At 33.0% G+C, this 21,394-nt stretch carries 16 protein-coding genes; 13 read left to right on the top strand and 3 right to left on the bottom strand.

What is annotated here, in order from left to right; all coding sequences use genetic code 11:
- The 3 genes from mgtE (at window position 1) to fabI (ending at window position 4,322) form a co-directional block, all read left to right on the top strand.
- Window positions 1–1,401: a magnesium transporter gene (gene mgtE, locus AB1J10_RS11360; RefSeq protein WP_103161403.1), complete on the top strand. Its 1,401-nt coding sequence runs from the start codon at window positions 1–3 to the stop codon at window positions 1,399–1,401.
- An 8-nt stretch (window positions 1,402–1,409) separates the two neighbouring features.
- Window positions 1,410–3,248 (top strand): monovalent cation:proton antiporter family protein, encoded by a 1,839-nt coding sequence (locus AB1J10_RS11365; RefSeq protein ID WP_064209422.1) that lies wholly within the window; start codon window positions 1,410–1,412, stop codon window positions 3,246–3,248.
- Between the two features lie 303 nt (window positions 3,249–3,551).
- Window positions 3,552–4,322, top strand: a complete 771-nt coding sequence (gene fabI / locus AB1J10_RS11370; RefSeq protein ID WP_369003122.1) for an enoyl-ACP reductase FabI — start codon at window positions 3,552–3,554, stop codon at window positions 4,320–4,322.
- A gap of 85 nt (window positions 4,323–4,407) precedes the next feature.
- Here fabI and cozEa read toward each other — a convergent pair whose 3' ends face one another.
- A complete protein-coding gene (gene cozEa / locus AB1J10_RS11375; protein WP_070038077.1) occupies window positions 4,408–5,493 on the bottom strand; it encodes a lipoteichoic acid biosynthesis protein CozEa in 1,086 nt (361 codons plus the stop codon).
- 337 nt (window positions 5,494–5,830) lie between these two features.
- Here cozEa and AB1J10_RS11380 point away from each other — a divergent pair, with 337 nt between their 5' ends.
- The 3 genes from AB1J10_RS11380 (at window position 5,831) to AB1J10_RS11390 (ending at window position 8,842) form a co-directional block, all read left to right on the top strand.
- Entirely contained in the window at window positions 5,831–7,402 is a 1,572-nt protein-coding gene (locus AB1J10_RS11380) for an alanine/glycine:cation symporter family protein (protein WP_070038075.1), read from the top strand.
- A gap of 98 nt (window positions 7,403–7,500) precedes the next feature.
- Window positions 7,501–8,247 carry an esterase family protein gene (locus AB1J10_RS11385; RefSeq protein WP_046208071.1) on the top strand — a complete coding sequence of 249 codons (747 nt, stop codon included), beginning with the start codon at window positions 7,501–7,503 and terminating at the stop codon, window positions 8,245–8,247.
- A gap of 85 nt (window positions 8,248–8,332) precedes the next feature.
- Window positions 8,333–8,842: a YjcG family protein gene (locus AB1J10_RS11390; protein ID WP_019469079.1), complete on the top strand. Its 510-nt coding sequence runs from the start codon at window positions 8,333–8,335 to the stop codon at window positions 8,840–8,842.
- A gap of 127 nt (window positions 8,843–8,969) precedes the next feature.
- On the opposite strand, the gene ltaA is transcribed toward AB1J10_RS11390, so the two are convergent.
- Window positions 8,970–10,172 (bottom strand): lipoteichoic acid biosynthesis MFS flippase LtaA, encoded by a 1,203-nt coding sequence (gene ltaA, locus AB1J10_RS11395; protein ID WP_064209420.1) that lies wholly within the window; start codon window positions 10,170–10,172, stop codon window positions 8,970–8,972.
- Complete coding sequence (locus AB1J10_RS11400) at window positions 10,150–11,325, bottom strand: diglucosyl diacylglycerol synthase (RefSeq protein WP_046208073.1); 1,176 nt, start codon at window positions 11,323–11,325, stop codon at window positions 10,150–10,152. The genes ltaA and AB1J10_RS11400 overlap by 23 nt, the downstream gene beginning before the upstream one ends.
- 430 nt (window positions 11,326–11,755) lie before the next feature.
- On the opposite strand from AB1J10_RS11400, the gene AB1J10_RS11405 reads away from it, so the two are divergent.
- The 7 genes from AB1J10_RS11405 (at window position 11,756) to AB1J10_RS11435 (ending at window position 21,234) form a co-directional block, all read left to right on the top strand.
- Window positions 11,756–13,240, top strand: a complete 1,485-nt coding sequence (locus AB1J10_RS11405; RefSeq protein WP_046208351.1) for a UDP-N-acetylmuramoyl-L-alanyl-D-glutamate--L-lysine ligase — start codon at window positions 11,756–11,758, stop codon at window positions 13,238–13,240.
- Complete coding sequence (locus AB1J10_RS11410; protein ID WP_261789502.1) at window positions 13,221–13,469, top strand: YueH family protein; 249 nt, start codon at window positions 13,221–13,223, stop codon at window positions 13,467–13,469. Before AB1J10_RS11405 ends, AB1J10_RS11410 begins: the two co-directional genes overlap by 20 nt.
- A 12-nt stretch (window positions 13,470–13,481) precedes the next feature.
- On the top strand, window positions 13,482–15,044 hold the full coding sequence (locus AB1J10_RS11415; RefSeq protein WP_046208075.1) for a peptide chain release factor 3: 1,563 nt from the start codon (window positions 13,482–13,484) through the stop codon (window positions 15,042–15,044).
- A gap of 363 nt (window positions 15,045–15,407) precedes the next feature.
- Complete coding sequence (locus tag AB1J10_RS11420; RefSeq protein ID WP_046208076.1) at window positions 15,408–16,205, top strand: TerC family protein; 798 nt, start codon at window positions 15,408–15,410, stop codon at window positions 16,203–16,205.
- Between the two features lie 192 nt (window positions 16,206–16,397).
- A complete protein-coding gene (locus tag AB1J10_RS11425) occupies window positions 16,398–18,152 on the top strand; it encodes a S1C family serine protease (protein WP_070038073.1) in 1,755 nt (584 codons plus the stop codon).
- 18 nt (window positions 18,153–18,170) lie between these two features.
- Complete coding sequence (locus AB1J10_RS11430; RefSeq protein WP_046208078.1) at window positions 18,171–19,529, top strand: TrkH family potassium uptake protein; 1,359 nt, start codon at window positions 18,171–18,173, stop codon at window positions 19,527–19,529.
- A 196-nt stretch (window positions 19,530–19,725) separates the two neighbouring features.
- Window positions 19,726–21,234, top strand: a complete 1,509-nt coding sequence (locus AB1J10_RS11435) for a bifunctional metallophosphatase/5'-nucleotidase (RefSeq protein ID WP_046208079.1) — start codon at window positions 19,726–19,728, stop codon at window positions 21,232–21,234.
- The last annotated feature ends 160 nt before the right edge of the window (window positions 21,235–21,394 follow it).

Here is a 21,394-nt window from a genome sequence, read left to right on the forward strand (position 1 = left end):
ATGGAGGTGGGACTTTTGGCAAATGAAAAAGACCAAATCGTTTTAGAAGATGAGCAAGTATATGATCAAGAAATGCTAGATAAATTACTGCATGAAAATCATATTGGTGAATTTAGAGAAGAATTCTTAGCGATGCACACATATGAACAAAGTGAATACTTTGAAGACAGCGATGAAGATATTAGACAAAAAATGTTTGAAGTATTGTCCCCTGAAGAAGTAGCAGATTTCTTTGAACAATTAGAAATTGATGAAGAAGCGTATGAAGCGCTGTTCGATACTATGGACGCTACATATGCTAGCAAAGTGTTAGAAAATATGTCATACGATAACGCAGTAGACATTATGAATCAATTATCTAAGCAGAAAATTGTTAGCTTGTTGACACTGATGAACCGTGAAGATGCAAAAGAAATTAAAGCATTATTACATTACGAAGAGGATACTGCTGGCGGTATCATGACGACGGAATATATTTCTTTAAAATCAACAATGCCAGTGAAAGAAGCTTTAATGCATGTTAAAGAACAAGCGCCAGATGCTGAGACAATTTATGTCATATTTGCAGTGAATGAGCATAAACAATTAGCTGGGGTTTTATCACTAAGAGATTTAATCGTAGCAGAAAATGATGCTTATATAGAAGACATAATGAGCGAACGTGTGATCAGTGCTAATGCTGCTGATGACCAAGAAGATGTTGCTCAGAAAATGCGTGATTATGATTTTATCGCTATGCCAGTTGTCGATTATCAAGATCACTTATTAGGTATTATTACAATCGATGATATCTTAGATGTTATGGATGAAGAAGCGAGTGAAGACTACTCTCGTTTAGCCGGGGTATCTGATGTTGATGCAACCAATGATTCAGTCATTAAAACTGCTAAGAAACGTTTGCCATGGCTAATTATTTTAACGTTTTTAGGAATGATCACAGCCACGATACTTGGATCATTTGAGGATACTTTAGCACAAGTGTCATTATTGGCAGCGTTTATTCCAATTATCAGTGGTATGTCTGGTAATTCTGGGACACAATCACTTGCCGTATCAGTACGTAATATTTCAACTGGTGAAATTGACGAACAAAGTAATTTTAAAGTCGCATTGAGAGAAGCAGGTAGCGGTTTTTTAAGTGGTTTGATTTGTGCTATATTGCTGTTTATTATTATAATGGTGCTTTATGGACAGCCAATTTTAGCTACGATCGTGGCAAGCAGTTTAACAATTGCTATGACAGTAGGTACATTAGTGGGATCAATGATTCCATTAGTTATGAATAAACTAAAAATTGACCCTGCAGTTGCTAGTGGTCCATTTATAACTACAATCAATGATATTGTGAGTATGTTGATTTACTTTGGATTAGCAACTTCATTCATGTCTTACTTATTATAGGGGGTTACATGGAATTTTTATCACTTGTTGTCGTTGTAATGGCAGCATTCCTTACACCGATACTAATCAATAGATTGCGAATTACATTCTTGCCTGTTGTTGTAGCAGAAATATTAATGGGTATTCTTATTGGGCACTCTTTTTTAAACATAGTAGAACGTGATGCTATGTTAAATATTTTATCTACATTAGGCTTTATATTCTTAATGTTTTTGAGTGGTTTAGAAATTGATTTTAAAGCATTTAAAAAAGACAAAGGCGCATTAGAAGATAATGAAAAAAGTAAAGAACCCGGTCATTTACAATTAGCACTTACTGTATTTTTATTTATTATGGTTATTTCAATTGTATTTGCATATGCATTTAAATGGTTTGGTTTAATTGATGATGTTTTATTAATGATTATTATTATTTCTACTATTTCATTAGGTGTTGTGGTACCTACACTAAAAGAAATGAATATTATGCGTACAACTATCGGGCAATTCATATTATTAGTAGCAGTATTAGCTGACTTAGTGACAATGATATTATTAACTGCGTACGGAACACTACACGCTTCAGGTGGCACATCACTTTGGTTAATAGGGAGTTTAGTAGTATTTGCGCTTGTTTTTTATTTCCTAGGTGGATTATTTAAGAAAGCACAATTCTTGCAAAAACTGATGGATGGTACAACACAAATTGGTATACGTGCGGTATTTGCGTTAATTATCATGCTAGTTGCTTTGGCGGAAGGCGTTGGTGCAGAAAATATTCTAGGCGCTTTCTTAGCCGGCGTGATTGTTTCTTTACTGGGTCCTGATGAGGATATGGTAGAGAAATTAGATTCCTTTGGTTACGGATTCTTTATTCCAATTTTCTTTATCATGGTTGGTGTAGATTTAAATATACCAATGTTAATAAAAGAGCCTTCATTATTACTTATCATTCCATTTTTAATATTGGCCTTTTTAATATCTAAATTAATACCAGTATTTTATATACGTCGATGGTTTGATATGAAAACAACAATTTCTTCAGCTTTCTTGCTAACGTCAACTTTATCGTTGGTTATTGCTTCTGCAAAAATTGCTGAAAAACTTGGAACAATATCATCTGAAATATCAGGTATTTTAATATTAAGTGCAGTTATTACATGTGTTTTTGTACCAATTATATTTAAGAAAATGTTCCCGATGCCAGATGAAGCAACAAGACAGATTGAAGTGAGTTTAATAGGTAAAAACCAATTAACCATACCAATTGCTCAGAATTTAACATCACAACTTTATCAAGTTTCGTTATATTATAGAAATGATTTAAGTGATAAACGTAAATTATCAGATGCAATTTCGATGATTGAAATTGCAGATTATGAAGAACCATTATTAGAGCGTTTAGGTTTATTTGAAAGAGATATTGTTGTTTGTTCTACAAATGATGACGATATAAATAGAAAAGTGGCTTTAATGGCCAAAAGCCATGGTGTAAATCGAGTTATATGTAGGTTAGAAGCGAGTACTGGTGATGAAGGTTTACAAAGTGAAGGTATAGAAGTATTTAGTGGCTTTATGAGTAATAAGATACTCTTGAAAGGTTTAATAGAAACACCAAATATGCTTAATCTTTTAAGTAATGTGGAAACATCTTTATATGAAATTGCAATGCTAAATCATAAATATGATCAAATTCAATTACGAAATTTCCCGTTTGATGGGGATATCATATTTGTGAGAATCATTAGAAATAATGAATCGATTGTACCACATGGTGATACTCAATTACGCTATAAAGACCGTGTCATTGTAACGGGATCTAAAGAGTATGTTGATGAGCTAAAACGTGAATTAGAATTTTATTATTAACATCTATATCTGGGATAGTATTGAAGTCCTAAAATATGTATTAATAGGTAGTGAAAGAACAATATGCAAGTTACTTTAAGCTGTTAGTACTGATTAATTGAATGAAGCGTTGGTCAAAATTTCAACTCGAAAGAAAGCAAAAAACGATGAATTCGTTTATAGAATGTAAAATGAATTGTTTAAACAATGAAACCAATGTTAAAATAAAGTTTGTTAGAATTGGCATCGAGCGAAGTGATAGGAAGTATGATTATAACATCTCGAACCAATTTACAATGAAAATTTAAAAAAGGAGTTATTTTCATGTTAAATTTAGAAAATAAAACATTCGTCATTATGGGTATTGCTAATAAACGTAGTATCGGTTTTGGTGTAGCTAAAGTATTAGACAAATTAGGTGCGAATTTAGTTTTTACATATCGTAAAGAACGTAGTAAAAAAGAAATGGAAAAACTTGTTGAACAGTTAGATCAACAAACAATTAGAATGTATCAAATAGACGTACAAAAAGACGAAGATGTTATCAATGGTTTTGCAAAAATTGGAGAAGAAGTAGGTAACATTGACGGTGTTTATCATTCGATTGCTTTTGCTAACATGGAAGATTTAAGAGGTCGTTTTTCAGATACATCTCGTGATGGCTTCTTATTGGCACAAGACATTAGTTCATATTCATTAACAATTGTTGCTAGAGAAGCAAAAAAATTCATGCCTGAGGGTGGTAGTATTGTTGCTACTACTTATTTAGGTGGCGAGTATGCTGTGCAAAATTACAATGTGATGGGTGTAGCTAAAGCGAGTTTAGAAGCAAATGTACGTTATTTAGCATTAGATTTGGGTGAAGATAATATCCGTGTCAATGCGATTTCAGCTGGTCCAATTCGTACACTTAGCGCTAAAGGTGTTGGTGGTTTTAACACAATCATGAAAGAAATTGAAGAACGTGCGCCATTAAAACGTAATGTAGACCAAGAAGAAGTAGGTAAAACTGCAGCTTACTTATTGAGTGATTTTTCAAGTGGAGTTACAGGCGAAAATATCCATGTAGACAGTGGTTATCATATCGTTAAATAATTAAATATCTTTAATTATTAACATATAAAAAGACTATTCGTTTCAACAACTGAAACGAATAGTCTTTTTGTTTTATATCATTATTTCATTCTTTGACGTCACTATTGGCTTTTGCAATAATTTCTTGTCTATAACGGAATACGTTTCTGACAACCGTTTTAATGACAGCATATAATGGAACAGCTATTAAGATTAGACCGAAACCGCCAAGATTACCTGCAGCTAATATCACTACAATAATTGTTAAAGGATGAATACTAAGTGATTTACCCATTACGTTAGGTGTAATCACATTACCTTCTAATTGTTGTGCAATCAGCGTGATAATACATACCCATATAAATGTTGTAGGGCTTTGAATAATTGCAATGACTGCAGCGGGTGCAAATGCCATCCAAGGACCTAAGAACGGTATCATATTTGCTACACATGCAAACATAACGAGTAATAATGTGTAGTTAAGTCCTACAATTGAATAACCAATGTATAAGATAATTCCAAGAATGATACTTACTGTAACTTGGCCTTGAATATAGGATTTAACAGTTTCATTTAAATCTTTCAATAATTCTACAGTGAAAACTTTTCTGTCTCCTTTAAATAGTCTTGCGATGAAAGGGATAAAACGTTCATGATCTTTTAACATATAAATTAAAAAGAACGGAACCATTATCAGTAAGAAAAGTGTTGAAATAAATGATGTTAAGTAACCTAAAGAGTTAGATAAAATATCAGCAGTACTGTCGCTGATAGATTGTACCATTTTATTAATGCGATCTGTTACATCATTAGGCAATCTTTCCATTTGATCTAGAGCGAAATTAATGATGTTTTGAACTTCATGTTGTAATGCAGGTATTTGAGTTACTAAGTTTTCAATTTGTTCTGCAATTAACGGAGCTAATACCCCAATAACAATACTAATAATTATGAGTAAGCCTATAAAGATTAGAGTAATGCTACCCCAGCGTGGCACATGATTCTTTTCAAGTATTTTTTGAAAAGGCAAACAAATGTAAAACAAAAAGCCACTCAATAATAATGGCAGTAACACAGATTGAAGGATAATAATGAATGGTGTGAAAATACTATGTACTTCCATAATCAATTTGATTAGTAAAAACAGGATTAATAAAGCGATACCTGTTCTAAACCATACTTTGTTAAGCATAGAATGGTTCCTCCTATAAAACTTTATTTGAATTTATAATTCAGTATATCTTAAAAAAAGATAGAACAAAAGGTAAATTTGTGAAAGTTTGTACTTAGTCGCACCGTGTGGTTGACTGCAATTTCAGGTAAGTAACAATTGTTACTCAATAATAAGTAGTACGTTATAAGATAATATAAGTATTAAATATATTAATGTTATTTATATAAAAAATTCATAACGCATTATATAAATTGTGAAAATAATAACTTATATAATGCGTTGCGCGGAACATAACATATGTGTATAATATTAAAAAATATCATTTTCTTTAATGGTATAACAAGGGGGATACGTTATGATAGAAGGTTTTTTAACTTGGCTTTATGACATAGTATGGAGCAAACCATTAGTTTATGGTTTGTTAATCACTGGTATATTGTTCTCACTATTTATGAAATTTTTCCAAGTCAGACACTTTAAAGAAATGATTCGACTTATGTTTCAAGGGGAAAAGTCACCAACTGGTATTTCAAGTTTTCAAGCAATCGCCTTATCGTTAGCAGGTCGTGTAGGTACTGGTAATATTGTAGGTGTATCGACAGCAATATTTATTGGTGGGCCAGGCGCCGTATTTTGGATGTGGGCTACAGCATTTTTAGGAGCAAGTAGCGCCTTTATAGAATCGACACTAGGTCAAATATATAAACGAGAAGAGAAGGGACAATATAGAGGTGGACCAGCATTTTATATTGAATATGGTATAAAGGGGAAACTGGGCAAAGTATATGGATTGATCTTTGCAATTGTCACTGTAATTTCAGTCGGATTATTATTGCCAGGTGTTCAATCCAATGCTATATCCAGTTCTATGAAAAATGCGTTTCAATTAAATCCATGGGTTGTAGCCATATTTTTAGCAATCATTATCGGATTAATTATTTTTGGGGGAATCAAATGGATTGCTAATGCAGCGACAGCAGTTGTACCATTTATGGCAGTGTTTTATATATTAATGGCGGTTATTATCATTATATTTAATATTGAAGCGGTTCCTGCATTGTTTGCATTAATTTTCAAATCTGCATTTGGCATGCAAGCAGCATTTGGTGGGATTGTAGGTGCAATGATTGAAATAGGAGTCAAAAGAGGTCTTTATTCAAATGAGGCTGGTCAAGGTACTGGGCCACATGCAGCCGCGGCAGCAGAGGTGTCACATCCAGCAAAACAAGGTTTGGTGCAAGCGTTTTCAGTTTACGTTGATACTTTATTTGTCTGTACTGCAACCGCACTAATCATCTTGCTTTCTGGTACATATAATGTAACGGATGGTGGCAATACACCTAGTGATAAAGCGAGTTTGATTAAAGATAATGGTATCTTTGTTGAAATGTCAAATGGAGATAAAGATTATTCTGGTACAGCAATGTATGCTCAAGCAGGTATAGATAAGGCTTTACAAGGCGGAAGTTATCATTTTGATCCATCATTCTCTGGATTCGGATCTTACTTTATAGCAATTGCATTATTTTTCTTTGCATTTACTACTATATTGGCTTATTACTATATTGCAGAAACCAATATTGCATACTTAACGAGATCTGCAAATTATAGAACTTCCTTTATATTTATCAATATAACTCGTATTGTATTGATATTAGCAACAGTTTATGGCGCAGTGAAAACGGCAGATATAGCATGGTTAATGGGAGATTTAGGTGTAGGCATGATGGCATGGCTTAATATCATAGCGATTTGGCTATTACACAAACCAGCTATAAACGCATTGAAAGATTATGAATTGCAGAAAAAGCGTTTAGGATCTGGTAGAAAAGCGATTTATAAACCAGACCCAGAAAAAGTACCCAATGCTGTTTTTTGGCTAAAAGATTATCCTGAACGCCTTAAAAAAGAGAATATTAACGATTAAAAAATAATATCTTACTTTGCTAAATAAAAAGGAGTCATTTTAAAATATTGCGTCTCTTGATACAATGTCATTAAGACTATGAGGGGGCGCATTATTTTATGGACAATTTTCAAGCAGGACGAATTAATAAAATTAATTTTTCAAGCGACATATTAGATAGAGACATCACACTTTCTATTTATTTACCTAAAGATTTCACAGAATTATTTAAATACAAGGTCGTCTTTTGTTTTGATGGTTTGGATTTTTTTAGCTTTGGTAGAATACACAGAACGTATGAAAAATTATGGGAAGCAAATGAAGTAGAAAGAGCAATCTTTGTGGGTTTTCATTATGAAGATGTTGAAAAAAGAAGAGCAGAATTTCATCCTCAAGGAGCAAAAACAGCACTAACTGTAAAATGTATGGCGAATGAAATTTTACCGTTTATAGACGCTCAATTCCCAACATATAAAGTAGGAAATGGCAGAGTTATTTTAGGTGATAGTTTAGCAGGGAGTGCAGCTTTGATCACAGCCTTATCCTATCCAAGAATTTTTAGCCAAGTAGGTCTATTGAGTCCTCAACATGATGAGGTAATACAAACATTAATTGAACGATGTCAATTTCAAGAACAATTGACGATTTGGCATACAGTTGGATTAGAAGAAAAAGACTTTGCTTTACCAACGACCGGAAAGCAAGCGGATTTTTTAACACCTAATCGCCAGTTGAAATCGATTATCGAAAATAGTGATATTACTTATCACTATGCAGAGTTTGATGGGGGACATAGATGGAAATCTTGGAAACATTTACTAGATGATTTATTAAAATATTTTTTATCAGATAATATTTCTTTTTAATTATCTGTAGGAAATTTAGTTAAAAGTAACGAATTTTTGTGAAATTTGATATAATGTAGTTATGTTAAACAAAGGAGGAATTTAAATGATTTTAGGATTAGCATTAATTCCGTCAAAAGCGTTTCAAGATGAAGTAAATGCATACCGTAAACGTTATGATGCTCACTATGCAACGATTATGCCACACATTACGATTAAAGAGCATTTTAAAATAAACGAAGGTGATCTTGACGCTGTCAAAGAGACAATCAAATCAAGAATCGAGGGGATACCACCGATTGAAGTACACGCGACAAAGGCATCAAACTTTGCGCCAATTACAAATGTAATTTATTTTAAAGTTGCCAAAACGGACAATTTAGAAAAATTATTTAATCAATTCAATAGTGGTGATTTTTATGGTCGTCCAGAACATCCATTTGTACCACATTTTACAATTGCACAAGGCTTGACTAGTCAAGAGTTCGAAGACATTTTTGGTCAATTGAACTTAGCGGGTATTGACTATAAAGAAGCAATTGAGCAACTTTCTTTAGTTTACTATGATGAAAGTGCAGAAAAATGGAAAGTATTAGAGAATTTTAATTTTGCATAATTTTTTTATATAAAATTATCATTTTAATCGATGATAATATTGAAATTTTAAAAGCGTCGCTATCATATTTTTAGATAATTTCTAAAATGATAGCGACGCTTTTGTATGTTGAAACGTACTCATATACTTAAGTGTGATTGTGTTGTTTTTTATTTTTAATAAAATACAAGCCATAAAATATTGCTAAAAATAAGAACACTAATGCTGAAAAATAAAATGTATTATTAACAGATTTAGAGAATTCTGTAATTAAACCACCTACGAGTGGACCAATCATAGACCCGAAACCTTGAACACTATTGAACACGCCCCAAGTCTCTTCTTGTTCATCCATATGGATATGACTAGCCATAAAAGTATTCCATGCAGGTAATAAGATACCATACATTAGGCCAATAAATAATGCTAAGCCCCAGACTAGTTTAATATCTGTAATAATAGATAAAGCAAATATCATTATAGTGTATAAGACAAAACCACCAAAAATGATACTGTACATAAATAATGTTCCATTTTTATCTATAATTTTAGATAAAAATAGCATAGAAATGGCACAACCTATACCACCAATGATAATTGCTATTGTATATTCTACGGTTGAAACGCCGACAACTTTTGTCGCATATGTAGGTAATATTGGGACTAAGGCGGTGATTGAAGCACCTTGTAATAAAATACCTGGAAATAGAATGAGATGACGTTTGGTCACGTTTACAATTTGTCCTAATTGTTGCTTAACAGGTCTTGTATTGTAGTTAGTAAGCCTGATTTTAACGAAATAGTATAAAATCCATGCAATCAATACGACTAATGACATCATAAACGCAAAGCGTGTTGGGTGGAATTTAAAGATTAAGTTCATTCCAACCATCCCGACTAATAAGCCTAGTAGCCAAGAGAAATAGACATATCCCATTTGTTTACCACGGTTATTTTCATCAACACTTGCAAGCATAATGACCCAAATCGGACTCACTGCGATACCTAGTAATATCGCACTTGTGATTAATACGATTGGTGATGTAGGAAACCAAATGACTAAAAACAAACTACCAAAAGCTAATAAAAATCCAAGTGTTAAAACAAGTTTAGTACCTAAGCGTTTAAGTAAAAAACCAATGACAAAGTTTGTTGTTGCATCAGCAATAAAGTGAATAGAAATAGCGATAGATGTAACACCTACCGCAATAGAAGTTGCCGTTGGAAGTAAGGCTAAGTAACTCAATACATACATACCTCTAGCAAACTCCATTAAAAATAAAATAATCAACATAATAATAAAATTTGTGCTTGAATTGTAGTTAGTATTATTTAACGAAGAGCTTTGCATATAAAGGAACCTTTCCATAAACTTCTTCATAACGTGTCGAATGGTCTAGAAGTTCTAACAAATCTTTGCATAATTTATATGTTGAATATGGAATGCGCGATTCACTCATTGCTTCAGACATTTCCACTAGTGAAGTTGGATGATTTGTTAATGAGGCTACTTGTTGTATAGCTTCATCGGGTGAATAAGCGATTGTACCATAACCTTTTTCTTCAAAATAGAGCGCGTTTTCTAACTCTTGTCCTGGCGCAGGATCTAAGAAAATCATTGGTATTTGTCGCGTTAGTGCTTCAGAAATAGTGATGCCACCTGGTTTTGTTATCATCAATTGACTTGAAGCCATCCATTCATTCATTTGTTTTGTATAACCTAAAATCAGTACGTTATCATAATTTTTAAATTGGCTAGATAATGTGCGCTTCAAATCTTTGTTTTTACCACAAACCATGACGACTTGCGAGTGTGGACTTTTAGTCAAAATATCGCTAATCATTTGATCGAATCCTTTAGAAACACCAAAAGCACCTGCTGACATAAGGATTGTTGGTTTGTCAGGATTCAAATTATTTTGACGTAACCATGCAGATTGGTCGATATCTTGTTCGAATTTATCAGAAATTGGAATGCCTGTAACCTTTAATTGATTTCTTGGAATGCCTAATTCAGCAAATTCATCTTTTAATTCCTCAGTTGCCAAATAATATCGTTGAGAATGTGGTGTAACCCAATTCTTTTGTAATCTATAATCTGTCATAACTGTGGCAATGGGAATATTCATATCAAATTGCTCAGTTAATACAGACATCACTGGCGTAGGGAAGGTAAGTAGAATTAAATCTGGCTTTTCTTTTAGTAATAAATTAATTAATTTATTCAAACCATAATATTTGTAGAAACATTTGTCTATTTGGTCAGGTTTACTATAGTAAAAAGACTTGTACATATTTCTGAAATACTTAAAGCTATTGATATACCACTTTTTACATATAGAAGTCAAAATTGGGTGAGCTTCTAAAAATAAATCATGTTCAATGACAGTTAAATTGTCTAGATTCATTTCGTTGAATTGGTTTACTACGCTTTGAGTAACCTGTAAATGTCCGTTACCAAAAGAACCAGTAATAATCAATATTTTTTTGTTACGAGTAACCATTTTGAGTCACCCTCCAATAGTATAAATTTAGCTCATGCTAAGTTTAACGCATTTTGTTGTCATGCGAAAGAAAAAACATAATTAATAAAGATTATATCATTTTACAAACGCATAGAAAATAATTCATACTTATTTTTAAAAATTATATCATGATAAATTTAGATTGTTCTATATTTATACCATACCACGCATGCTTTTAAAATAAGTCATCTTAAAAGAAATTAAACAAATAAAAAAGAAAATCTACATAATTAATTACATATGATTAACATTTTAAATCTAGTTTATACTTACGGTAATTATAATGTTTTTAAATAAAAACGAAAAAAATATATAATGGTAGAGAAAAGGCAAAATGCAATATTAGTTTCTATAAAATCACTTGAAAATGTGTATAATAGAAGTATTGGAAATAAAGGAGCGGTTAATGTTGAATGCAAACGAGTTGTTTAAAAAAATTAGAGTTAAACAAGTGATTGGAACATTAGATATGAATGTGAATGATATAACAACGGACTCGCGTACAGCTAAAGAAGGCAGCATATTTGTTGCTTCTAAAGGTTATACCGTCGATAGTCATAAATTTTGTCAAGATGTGGTGAATCAAGGCTGTAAAGTTATTGTGGTAAATCATGAACAACTGTTGAAAGGTGATGTAACGCAAGTTATCGTTCCTGACACGTTGCGTGTTGCTAGTTTACTCGTAAATGTATTATTTAATTATCCAAGTAAACAACTTACTACATATGGTGTTACCGGGACAAATGGCAAAACATCTATAGCAACAATGATACACCACATATATAGAAAATTAGGTAAAGGTAGTGCTTATTTAGGTACAAATGGTTTTCAAATTAACGAAGAAAAATCTAAAGGTACAAATACAACTCCTGAAACAGTTGCGTTGACGAAAAAAATTCATGAAGCTGTAGAACAACAAGCACAAGCTATGACTTTAGAAGTATCAAGCCACGGATTATCATTAGGACGCTTAAGTGGTGTTAATTTTGATGTTGCTGTGTTTTCAAATTTAACGCAAGATCATTTAGACTTTCACGGTACAATGGAAGCTTATGGTCATGCCAAATCATTATTATTCAGCCAGTTAGGTGAAGATTTATCAAAAGAAAAATATGTTGTTTTAAATCAAGATGATGAATTCTCAGAATATTTAGCTTCAGTTACACCTTACGAGGTGTTTACGTATGGCATCAAAGAACATGCACAATTTAAGGCTGAAAATATTCATGAGTCTTTACAAGGTGTAACATTTGATTTTAATACACCTGAAGGTACATTTCCTGTGAAGTCACCATATGTAGGCATTTTCAATGTCTCTAATATTATGGCAGCAATGATAGCTGTTTGGGCAAAAGGTGCTACTTTAGAAGAAATTATTCAAGCGGTAGAAAACTTAGAACCAGTTGAGGGTCGACTTGAAGTTTTAGACCCAAAATTACCAATTGATTTAATTATAGATTATGCACACACAGCAGATGGTATGGATAAACTTATAGATGCAGTGAAACCTTTTGCAAAACAGAAATTGATTTTCTTGTGTGGAATGGCTGGAGAAAGAGACATGGGGAAAACACCTGAAATGGGTCGTGTCGCTTGTAGAGCGGATTATGTTATTTTTACGCCTGACAATCCAGCAAATGATGATCCAAAAAAATTAACAAGTGAACTTGCTAAAGGCGCAACGCATAGTAATTATGTTGAATTCGAAGATCGTGCGGAAGGGATTCGTCATGCTATTGAAATTGCTAATCCTGGTGATACAGTTGTCTTGGCGTCAAAAGGGCGTGAGCCTTATCAAATTATGCCTGGTCATGTAAAAGTACCGCATCGAGATGACTTAATCGGTTTAGAAGCGGCTTATAAAAAGTTTGGCGGTGGTCCTGTTGAAAATTAAGCCTATAAGTCTGAATGGTGTAACAGTTCGTAGTTATATTTATAAAAATGATGACGCTGATGTCTTACTTATGGCAATACCAGACCTCAATTGGTCATTAGAAATTGATACTTCGTTAAATGATGATGATATCAAGGAGGAACTTGTGATACACTTGTTTACGTTACTTGATGAGTCAACAGCAGTACAAATTGCTGATGATATTGGTCAATCGATATTTGAGAATTAAAGGAGAGAACAAATGAGTATAAAGGAAGAAGTAGAATCCAGAAAAACTTTTGCGATTATTTCACATCCTGATGCTGGGAAAACCACATTAACAGAAAAGTTACTGTTATTTGGTGGGGCAATAAGAGAAGCAGGGACCGTAAAAGGTAAAAAGAGCGGTAAGTTTGCGACAAGTGACTGGATGAAAGTTGAACAAGAACGTGGTATCTCAGTAACGAGTTCAGTGATGCAATTTGATTATGATCATTATAAAATCAACATTTTAGATACGCCAGGGCATGAAGACTTTTCCGAAGACACATATCGAACATTAATGGCAGTGGATAGTGCTGTAATGGTTATAGACTGTGCAAAAGGTATTGAACCTCAGACTTTAAAACTATTCAAAGTTTGTAAAATGAGAGGTATTCCTATTTTTACGTTTATCAATAAGTTAGATAGAGTAGGAAAAGAGCCATTTGAATTGTTAGATGAAATCGAGTCTACACTGGAAATCGAAACGTATCCTATGAATTGGCCAGTGGGTATGGGACAAAATTTCTTTGGTATCATTGATCGAGATACACATACGATTGAGCCATTTAGAGATGAACAAAATGTACTACATTTAAATGATGATTATGAACTGGAAGAAGATCATAATATTAAAAATGATAGCGCCTTTACACAAGCAATCGAAGAATTAATGTTGGTAGAAGAAGCAGGAGAAACATTTGATAATGAAGCTTTGAGAAATGGTGATTTAACACCAGTGTTCTTTGGATCAGCATTAGCGAACTTTGGTGTAGAAAATTTCTTAAATGCTTATGTTGATCATGCACCTATGCCAAGTGCACGACAAACGAAAGAAGATATTGAAGTTACACCTTACGATACGGATTTTTCAGGCTTTATTTTCAAAATTCAAGCCAATATGGATCCCAAACACAGAGATAGAATTGCTTTTATGAGGGTAGTTAGTGGCGCTTTTGAACGAGGTATGGATGTTACCTTACAAAGAACGAAAAAGAAACAGAAAATAACACGTTCGACTTCGTTTATGGCTGATGATAAAGAAACAGTTAATCACGCAGTTGCTGGAGATATCATAGGTTTGTATGACACAGGTAATTACCAAATTGGAGATACATTAGTAGGTGGCAACCAAAAATTCAGTTTCCAAGAATTACCGCAGTTTACACCAGAATTATTTATGAAAGTTTCTGCCAAAAATGTCATGAAGCAGAAGCATTTCCATAAAGGAATTGAACAATTAGTTCAAGAAGGCGCAATTCAATACTATAAAGCATTGCATACCAATCAAATTATTATTGGTGCGGTAGGTCAGTTACAATTTGAAGTATTTGAACATAGACTTAAAAATGAATATAATGTCGATGTCATCATGGAACCAGTTGGTCCAAAAATTGCAAGATGGATTGAAAATGAAGAAGATATTAAAGATAAAATGAGCTCTTCTCGTTCTATTCTTGTTAAAGATGTTTATGATAATTACGTTTTTTTATTTGAAAATGAGTTTGCAACGAGATGGTTTGAAGAAAAATTTCCAGAAATTAAATTATACAGTTTGTTATAATATGATTAATTGTGTATAATACTATATTATTAATAGAATACCTATGACTTTGTAGTCGGAGGGGAGTAACTCAACTGTTTTTAAAGAGATATATGAGATAGTAATATTTTTGTGAAATGTCTGTTTTATATATCTTTTTAACATAGTCATTTTGTCGTCATTACGAAACGTTAAACGTTTCCGGTAAAATGGGCAGAAAAATACTGTCGAGTGAGACCTTTGCTTATAAATGTTACAAACATACAAAATATATAAAGCTAAAAGTTTAATTTACTATAGGCGTGTATATGATCGAAAATGTGTGTAGCATTTACTTAGCTTAGGTCTCTATTTTTATGTAAAAAACTAAAGGAGTTGTCCTAAATGGATCCGAGTTTAATTTTACCTTATTTATGGGTTCTAGTAGTACTGGTATTTTTAGAAGGATTATTAGCAGCAGATAATGCTGTCGTAATGGCAGTCATGGTTAAACACTTGCCTCCAGAACAACGTAAAAAAGCATTGTTTTATGGACTGTTAGGTGCATTTATTTTCCGTTTTATTTCTTTATTCTTAATAAGCATCATCGCACATTTTTGGTGGATTCAAGCATTGGGTGCAATTTACCTATTATACATGTCCATTAAGAATCTTATATCATTCTTTAATGAAAAAGATCACCAAAAAGAAGATGGTACGGATGACCACCATTATGATGAATCAGGTGAGGAAATACATGCAAGTCCAAAAGCATTTTGGGGCACAGTATTAAAAGTAGAATTTGCAGATATTGCCTTTGCGATTGACTCTATGTTAGCTGCACTTGCTATTGCAGTAACTTTACCTACTGTTGGTATACACTTTGGTGGTATGGACCTTGGACAGTTTGCAGTCATGTTCTTAGGTGGTATGCTAGGCGTAATCATCATGCGTTTTGCAGCCACTTGGTTTGTAAATTTATTGAATAAATATCCTGGTTTAGAAGGTGCTGCATTTGCAATTGTCGGCTGGGTAGGTATTAAATTAGTTATTATGGTGTTAGCGCACCCAGATATTAAAATATTACCGGAACACTTCCCACACAGTGTATTATGGCAATCTATTTTCTGGACGGTTATGATTGCACTTGTGATTATTGGTTGGTTAACTTCTGTTAAAAATAATAAAAAAGAACATAAATAATATAAATAAGTCTGAGTCATAAAAAACTATGTCTCAGGCTTTGTTTTATTTTTCATGAGATAAAGTTAGAATTTTTTAATAAAAGAGACTATAATCTGTAGTATGCTAACTTTATATGACAAAATAAAGCAGAAAAATTATATTTGATATGTCATAATAGAATTGCAATCAAAAGTAATAGGGGGGCTTATTGTGACGCAAAATAAAAAACATGTCATCCCAAAAGTAAAGTATGGACGCAAGCGACGTGAGTACTTTCATAACGAGGAACGGGAACAACGTGTGCAACAAGAACGTCAAGCTAGAAAACAGCGTGAAGAAAAGGCTGAAATACTTGCTAAAAATAATGAAGAGCGTGTGAAAGAAAATTTAAGAAAAGCACGTATTGAAAAGCTTACACAAGAAGAAATTCAGCAACAACAAGCCATTGCTGCTGCACGGAACTCAAAACATACACCAGAGAGAACAGAAAACGATGAGTCAACCTCAGCGGACAATATCAATCATCCATACAATGAAAACGAGAACATAGCGGATGAAAAAAATAATATAAATTCAAAATCATCACATGTTGAGAATGTGGATCAAAATAACAGTGCACAATCAAATGAACAACATGTCCCAGCTGAAAAACAGCAGGAAGAAAACTTTTACTCAGAGAATGCACAACAATCTAGAGTCGATGATTATTTGAGTAATGATGAACAAACATCTTTCCAAATGAAGCACCAAAAAAGTGCCAGTGAACATTCGAATCGTAACAATGAAACTAAGCATGAAAGCACAGCTAATACTTCTGATAAAGTTAAGGCTTTCTTTATTGAACATTGGGCTAAAATTTTAATTGTTGTTGCAGTTATTGTTTTACTTACACTCATACAAGCTATATTCAAAAATGTTGATGAAAATGGTACTTCAAATGATAGCGTGTTTAACGATAATCAAAATAAAGATAAAGCTTATACAACAACAATGAAAAGTGCAAACAGTGCAATTCATTCAGTAGTAACTGTTGAAAATGATACAAGTGATGATAGAACTTCTGCCGAAAAAGAGACACAAGAAGCAGGTAAAGAAAATGAATTAGGTTCAGGTGTCGTCTACAAAAAAGTGGGCGACTCTATTTTTATTATGACCAACGCACATGTGGTTGGAGATAAAAAAGAACAGAAGATTACATATGGTAATGATGACTATGCGATTGGAAAAGTTGTTGGCACGGATAAGTATTCAGATATCGCCGTTGTTAAAGCTAAAGTAAAATCGGATAGTAAAGTGAAACCAATTAAAATAGGCGATTCCAGTACTTTAGTACTAGGTGAACCAATTATAGTCGTAGGAAACCCTCTAGGTGTAGATTTTAAAGGAAGTATTTCTGATGGTATTATTTCAGGTTTGAACAGACACATACCAGTGGATATCAATAAAGACGATCAATATGATGTGTTAATGAGTGCTTTCCAAATAGATGCACCTGTAAATCCGGGCAACTCAGGTGGAGCCGTGATTGATAGAAATAGTAAGTTAGTAGGTATAGCATCCTTGAAAATAGATATGGATAATGTTGAAGGTATTGCCTTTGCCATACCGGTCAATGACGCTGAAGACATTGCCAAGCAATTAGAAGATAAAGGTGAAGTTAAATATCCTAATACAGGTGTGAAGATTGCTAATATTAGTGAGGTTGATGAAGCTACCAAACAATCTATTAATTTACCAGAAGATGTTAAAAAAGGCGTGCTAGTAGGTGATGTTAAAAAAGATTCATTAGGTGAAAAATCCGGGTTGCAAAAAAATGATGTCATAGTAGAATTAGATGGTAAAGCATTAGAAGATAATCTTAGATACAGACAAATTATTTTTAATCATAAAGATGATTTAAAAACGCTACCAGCTAAAATATATAGGGATGGTAAAGAAAAGGATATTAAGATTAAACTGAAGTAACGTTGAGGTGAAGAAACGTTGTCCATTTTCAACCAATTGTTAAAAAAATCAAGTCCTCAACAAGGGATTGTAATGTATTATATCGCGGCAATTATCGTGGCATTTTTAATGCTGAACTTGCCGTTTGTCCATAAGTCCAATGTCTCTGTAGATCCAATTGATTCCTTGTTTGTTGCTGTGTCAGGTGTCAGTGTAACAGGTCTAACGCCAGTTAACATTATTGATACTTACACAACATTTGGCCAAGTGGTTATCATGCTGATACTAAATTTAGGTGGTATTGGTGTTATGGCCATTGGAACTATGCTGTGGGTTGTCTTAGGTAAACATATTGGTATGCGTGAACGCCAATTAATCATGCTTGATAATAATAAACATACGATGAGTGGTACTGTGAAATTGATTTTAGATATTGTTCGAACAATCATTATCATAGAACTTGTTGGTGCATCATTATTAGCATTTTATTTCTATAGAGATAACCCCGACATTCAATATGCAATTATGCAAGGATTATTTGTATCGGTATCAGCAACAACAAATGGTGGGCTTGATATAACTGGACAATCACTTATACCATATGCAAATGACTATTTTGTGCAAACTATTGTTATGTTTTTAATCATGTTAGGTTCAATTGGCTTTCCTGTATTGATAGAAGTGAAAGCATATATCAAAAATCGAATTCCTAATTTTAGATTTTCATTATTTGCAAAAATCACAACGGTCACTTATTTTGGTTTGTTTATTTTCGGTGTATTAATTATCCTTTTATTCGAACATAACCAAGCTTTTCAGAATATGAGTTGGCACAAATCGCTATTTTATGCATTATTTCAATCAGCTACCACAAGGAGCGCAGGGCTTCAAACTATTGATGTAAGTGGTTTTGGAGAAGGTACGAATATCGTTATGGGTATACTGATGTTTATAGGTTCATCCCCAAGTTCTGTCGGTGGGGGAATTAGAACTACGACATTTGCGATTTTAATATTATTCCTTTTAAACTTTAGCAACCAACCTGAAAAAACGTCTATCAAAGCATTTAATCGTGAAATTCACATAACTGATGTTCAACGTTCATTTGCTGTTTTTATCATGGCTAGCATATTAACTTTTACGAGTATGATTTTTATACTGGTTGTTGAAAATGGAAAGGTTTCATTTTTACAAGCGTTTTTTGAAGTTATGTCGGCATTTGGAACTTGTGGATTATCATTAGGTATTACTGGTGATGTGAATGATATGAGTAAAGGTGTCTTGATGGTGTTGATGTTAATTGGCCGTGTTGGTTTAATCAGTTTTATTATTATGATTGGTGGACGTAGAGAACCTGATAAATTTCATTATCCTAAAGAACGCGTACAAATTGGTTGATTGTTAAATGTAAATCTGAACTGAATAGTTTGTGAAACAATGGTGCCAGTACATCTAACAAATGATGTACTGGTGCTTTTAGTTTCAGGATCAAAGCGTATAGTTGGCAAATATTCACTGTTGATGATAAATGTTTATTATTATTTCAAGCTATTTTAGAAACGTGTTAGACTAATATTAATGAGGGGAGAGGCGTATGAAAAAAAGTGAAAAAATCGCAATAGACATTATCACTACTTCTGATATGCATAGTTATTTTCAAAGTGGTGAGAATAATTCCAATATTTATAGAGCAGGATCTTATGTTAAAAGTATTAGAGAAACAAATGATCACGTTATTTTATTAGACAGTGGTGGTAGTTTAGCAGGTTCGTTAGCAGCATTTTATTATGCAGTTGTAGCACCTTATAAACGTCATCCAATGATAAAATTGATGAATGCTATGCAATACGATGCAAGTGGTATTAGTCCTAATGAATTTAAGTTTGGTCTGTCATTCTTTTCAAGGGCAGTATCATTGTCTAGGTTTCCATGGTTATCGGCAAATATTGAATATAAACGTACAAAAGAACCATATTTTTCTACACCATATACAATTAAAGAAATAGAAGGTGTCAAAATCGCAATAGTGGGTTTGACTTCAGATGGGCTAATGGAGCGTGAACATTTTGAAATGGAAAATGATGTACGAATTGAAAAAACATTACGCTCTTCTAAACGTTGGATTCGATTTATTCATGAAAGCGAAATGCCAGACTTTTTAATTGTTATATACCATGGTGGACTAAATCAACTAAATAAAACCTCTAATGAGCGTGAGCAAAATGTAAATGAAGCGGAAAAAATCATGCAGACCCTAGGCGTTATTGATTTATTAATTACTGGTCATCAACATCAAACGTTTATCGGTAGAGATGATCAGACGCTTTATGTACAAGCAGGACAAAATGCTGAACAACTTATACATGTGAAGATTAACTTTAAAAAACGCACAAATTCGTATGAATTAGAAGATGTCAATTCTAAAATTGTGGATTTAAATCATTATCCAGAAGACCAAGCATTATTAGATTTGACTTTTTATGATAGAAAAACAGTTTGTAATTGGAGTGAAGAAAGCATAAACGAAAATGCTTTGTCAGCAGAGGTAAATGGTTTGAGTGATGTTATAACAAAACCTCATCCATTCACACAGTTATTACATGATAGTATTCGATTAGCCTATGATTATGATATATCTTGTGTACACTTACCAACGAGTGGTGAAGAGGGGCTCAATGGCATCATTACAAATGAAGATTTATTTAATGCCTATCCTCATCCAGATGTCCCAGTTGATTTAACAATGAAAGGTCAACAGATTCATGATATTTTAGAGTATTGCTATTCACATATAGCTTTTAGTGACGGCGCATTGAGCTTAACAATCGTAGATGAAACCTTATGTACGTTTTGGCAAGGTGTTAACTATACAATAGATATGAATGCAGAGCCATACCATCGTGTGACATTGGAAAATATTAAATTAGACCACATGTATCGTGTAAGTATGACTGATTACTGCTATAGAAACTATAAGCAATATTTAGAAGATGCTGTCATTCACGAAACGGGTGAAATTACGATGGTTGAATTAATTGCTAGAAATTTAAAAGATAATGACTACCACATCGAACAAAAACAAACATTTAATGTTATTATTTGATAAAATTTATGTGCTATAAAAATCTCTTAAAACCAAAGAAAACGCCAATTTCTATATTATTTCAATAGAAATTGGCGTTTATTTTCATTCAGAGACCTTTTATGCCCTCATCTCTTTCAAACTGTGGGGTATAAGCTGTAAAATCTTAATCTTTTTTACA

This window comes from Staphylococcus cohnii species complex 1663 (assembly GCF_041008415.1).
GTDB lineage: Bacteria > Bacillota > Bacilli > Staphylococcales > Staphylococcaceae > Staphylococcus > Staphylococcus ureilyticus.

Excerpts from the sequence above, each read along its gene's own strand:
- mgtE (WP_103161403.1), top strand. The coding sequence starts at position 1 with ATGGAGGTGGGACTTTTGGCAAATGAAAAAGACCAAATCGTTTTAGAA.
- AB1J10_RS11365 (WP_064209422.1), top strand. The coding sequence starts at position 1,410 with ATGGAATTTTTATCACTTGTTGTCGTTGTAATGGCAGCATTCCTTACA.
- fabI (WP_369003122.1), top strand. The coding sequence starts at position 3,552 with ATGTTAAATTTAGAAAATAAAACATTCGTCATTATGGGTATTGCTAAT.
- cozEa (WP_070038077.1), bottom strand. The coding sequence starts at position 5,493 with ATGCTTAACAAAGTATGGTTTAGAACAGGTATCGCTTTATTAATCCTG.
- AB1J10_RS11380 (WP_070038075.1), top strand. The coding sequence starts at position 5,831 with ATGATAGAAGGTTTTTTAACTTGGCTTTATGACATAGTATGGAGCAAA.
- AB1J10_RS11385 (WP_046208071.1), top strand. The coding sequence starts at position 7,501 with ATGGACAATTTTCAAGCAGGACGAATTAATAAAATTAATTTTTCAAGC.
- AB1J10_RS11390 (WP_019469079.1), top strand. The coding sequence starts at position 8,333 with ATGATTTTAGGATTAGCATTAATTCCGTCAAAAGCGTTTCAAGATGAA.
- ltaA (WP_064209420.1), bottom strand. The coding sequence starts at position 10,172 with ATGCAAAGCTCTTCGTTAAATAATACTAACTACAATTCAAGCACAAAT.
- AB1J10_RS11400 (WP_046208073.1), bottom strand. The coding sequence starts at position 11,325 with ATGGTTACTCGTAACAAAAAAATATTGATTATTACTGGTTCTTTTGGT.
- AB1J10_RS11415 (WP_046208075.1), top strand. The coding sequence starts at position 13,482 with ATGAGTATAAAGGAAGAAGTAGAATCCAGAAAAACTTTTGCGATTATT.
- AB1J10_RS11420 (WP_046208076.1), top strand. The coding sequence starts at position 15,408 with ATGGATCCGAGTTTAATTTTACCTTATTTATGGGTTCTAGTAGTACTG.
- AB1J10_RS11435 (WP_046208079.1), top strand. The coding sequence starts at position 19,726 with ATGAAAAAAAGTGAAAAAATCGCAATAGACATTATCACTACTTCTGAT.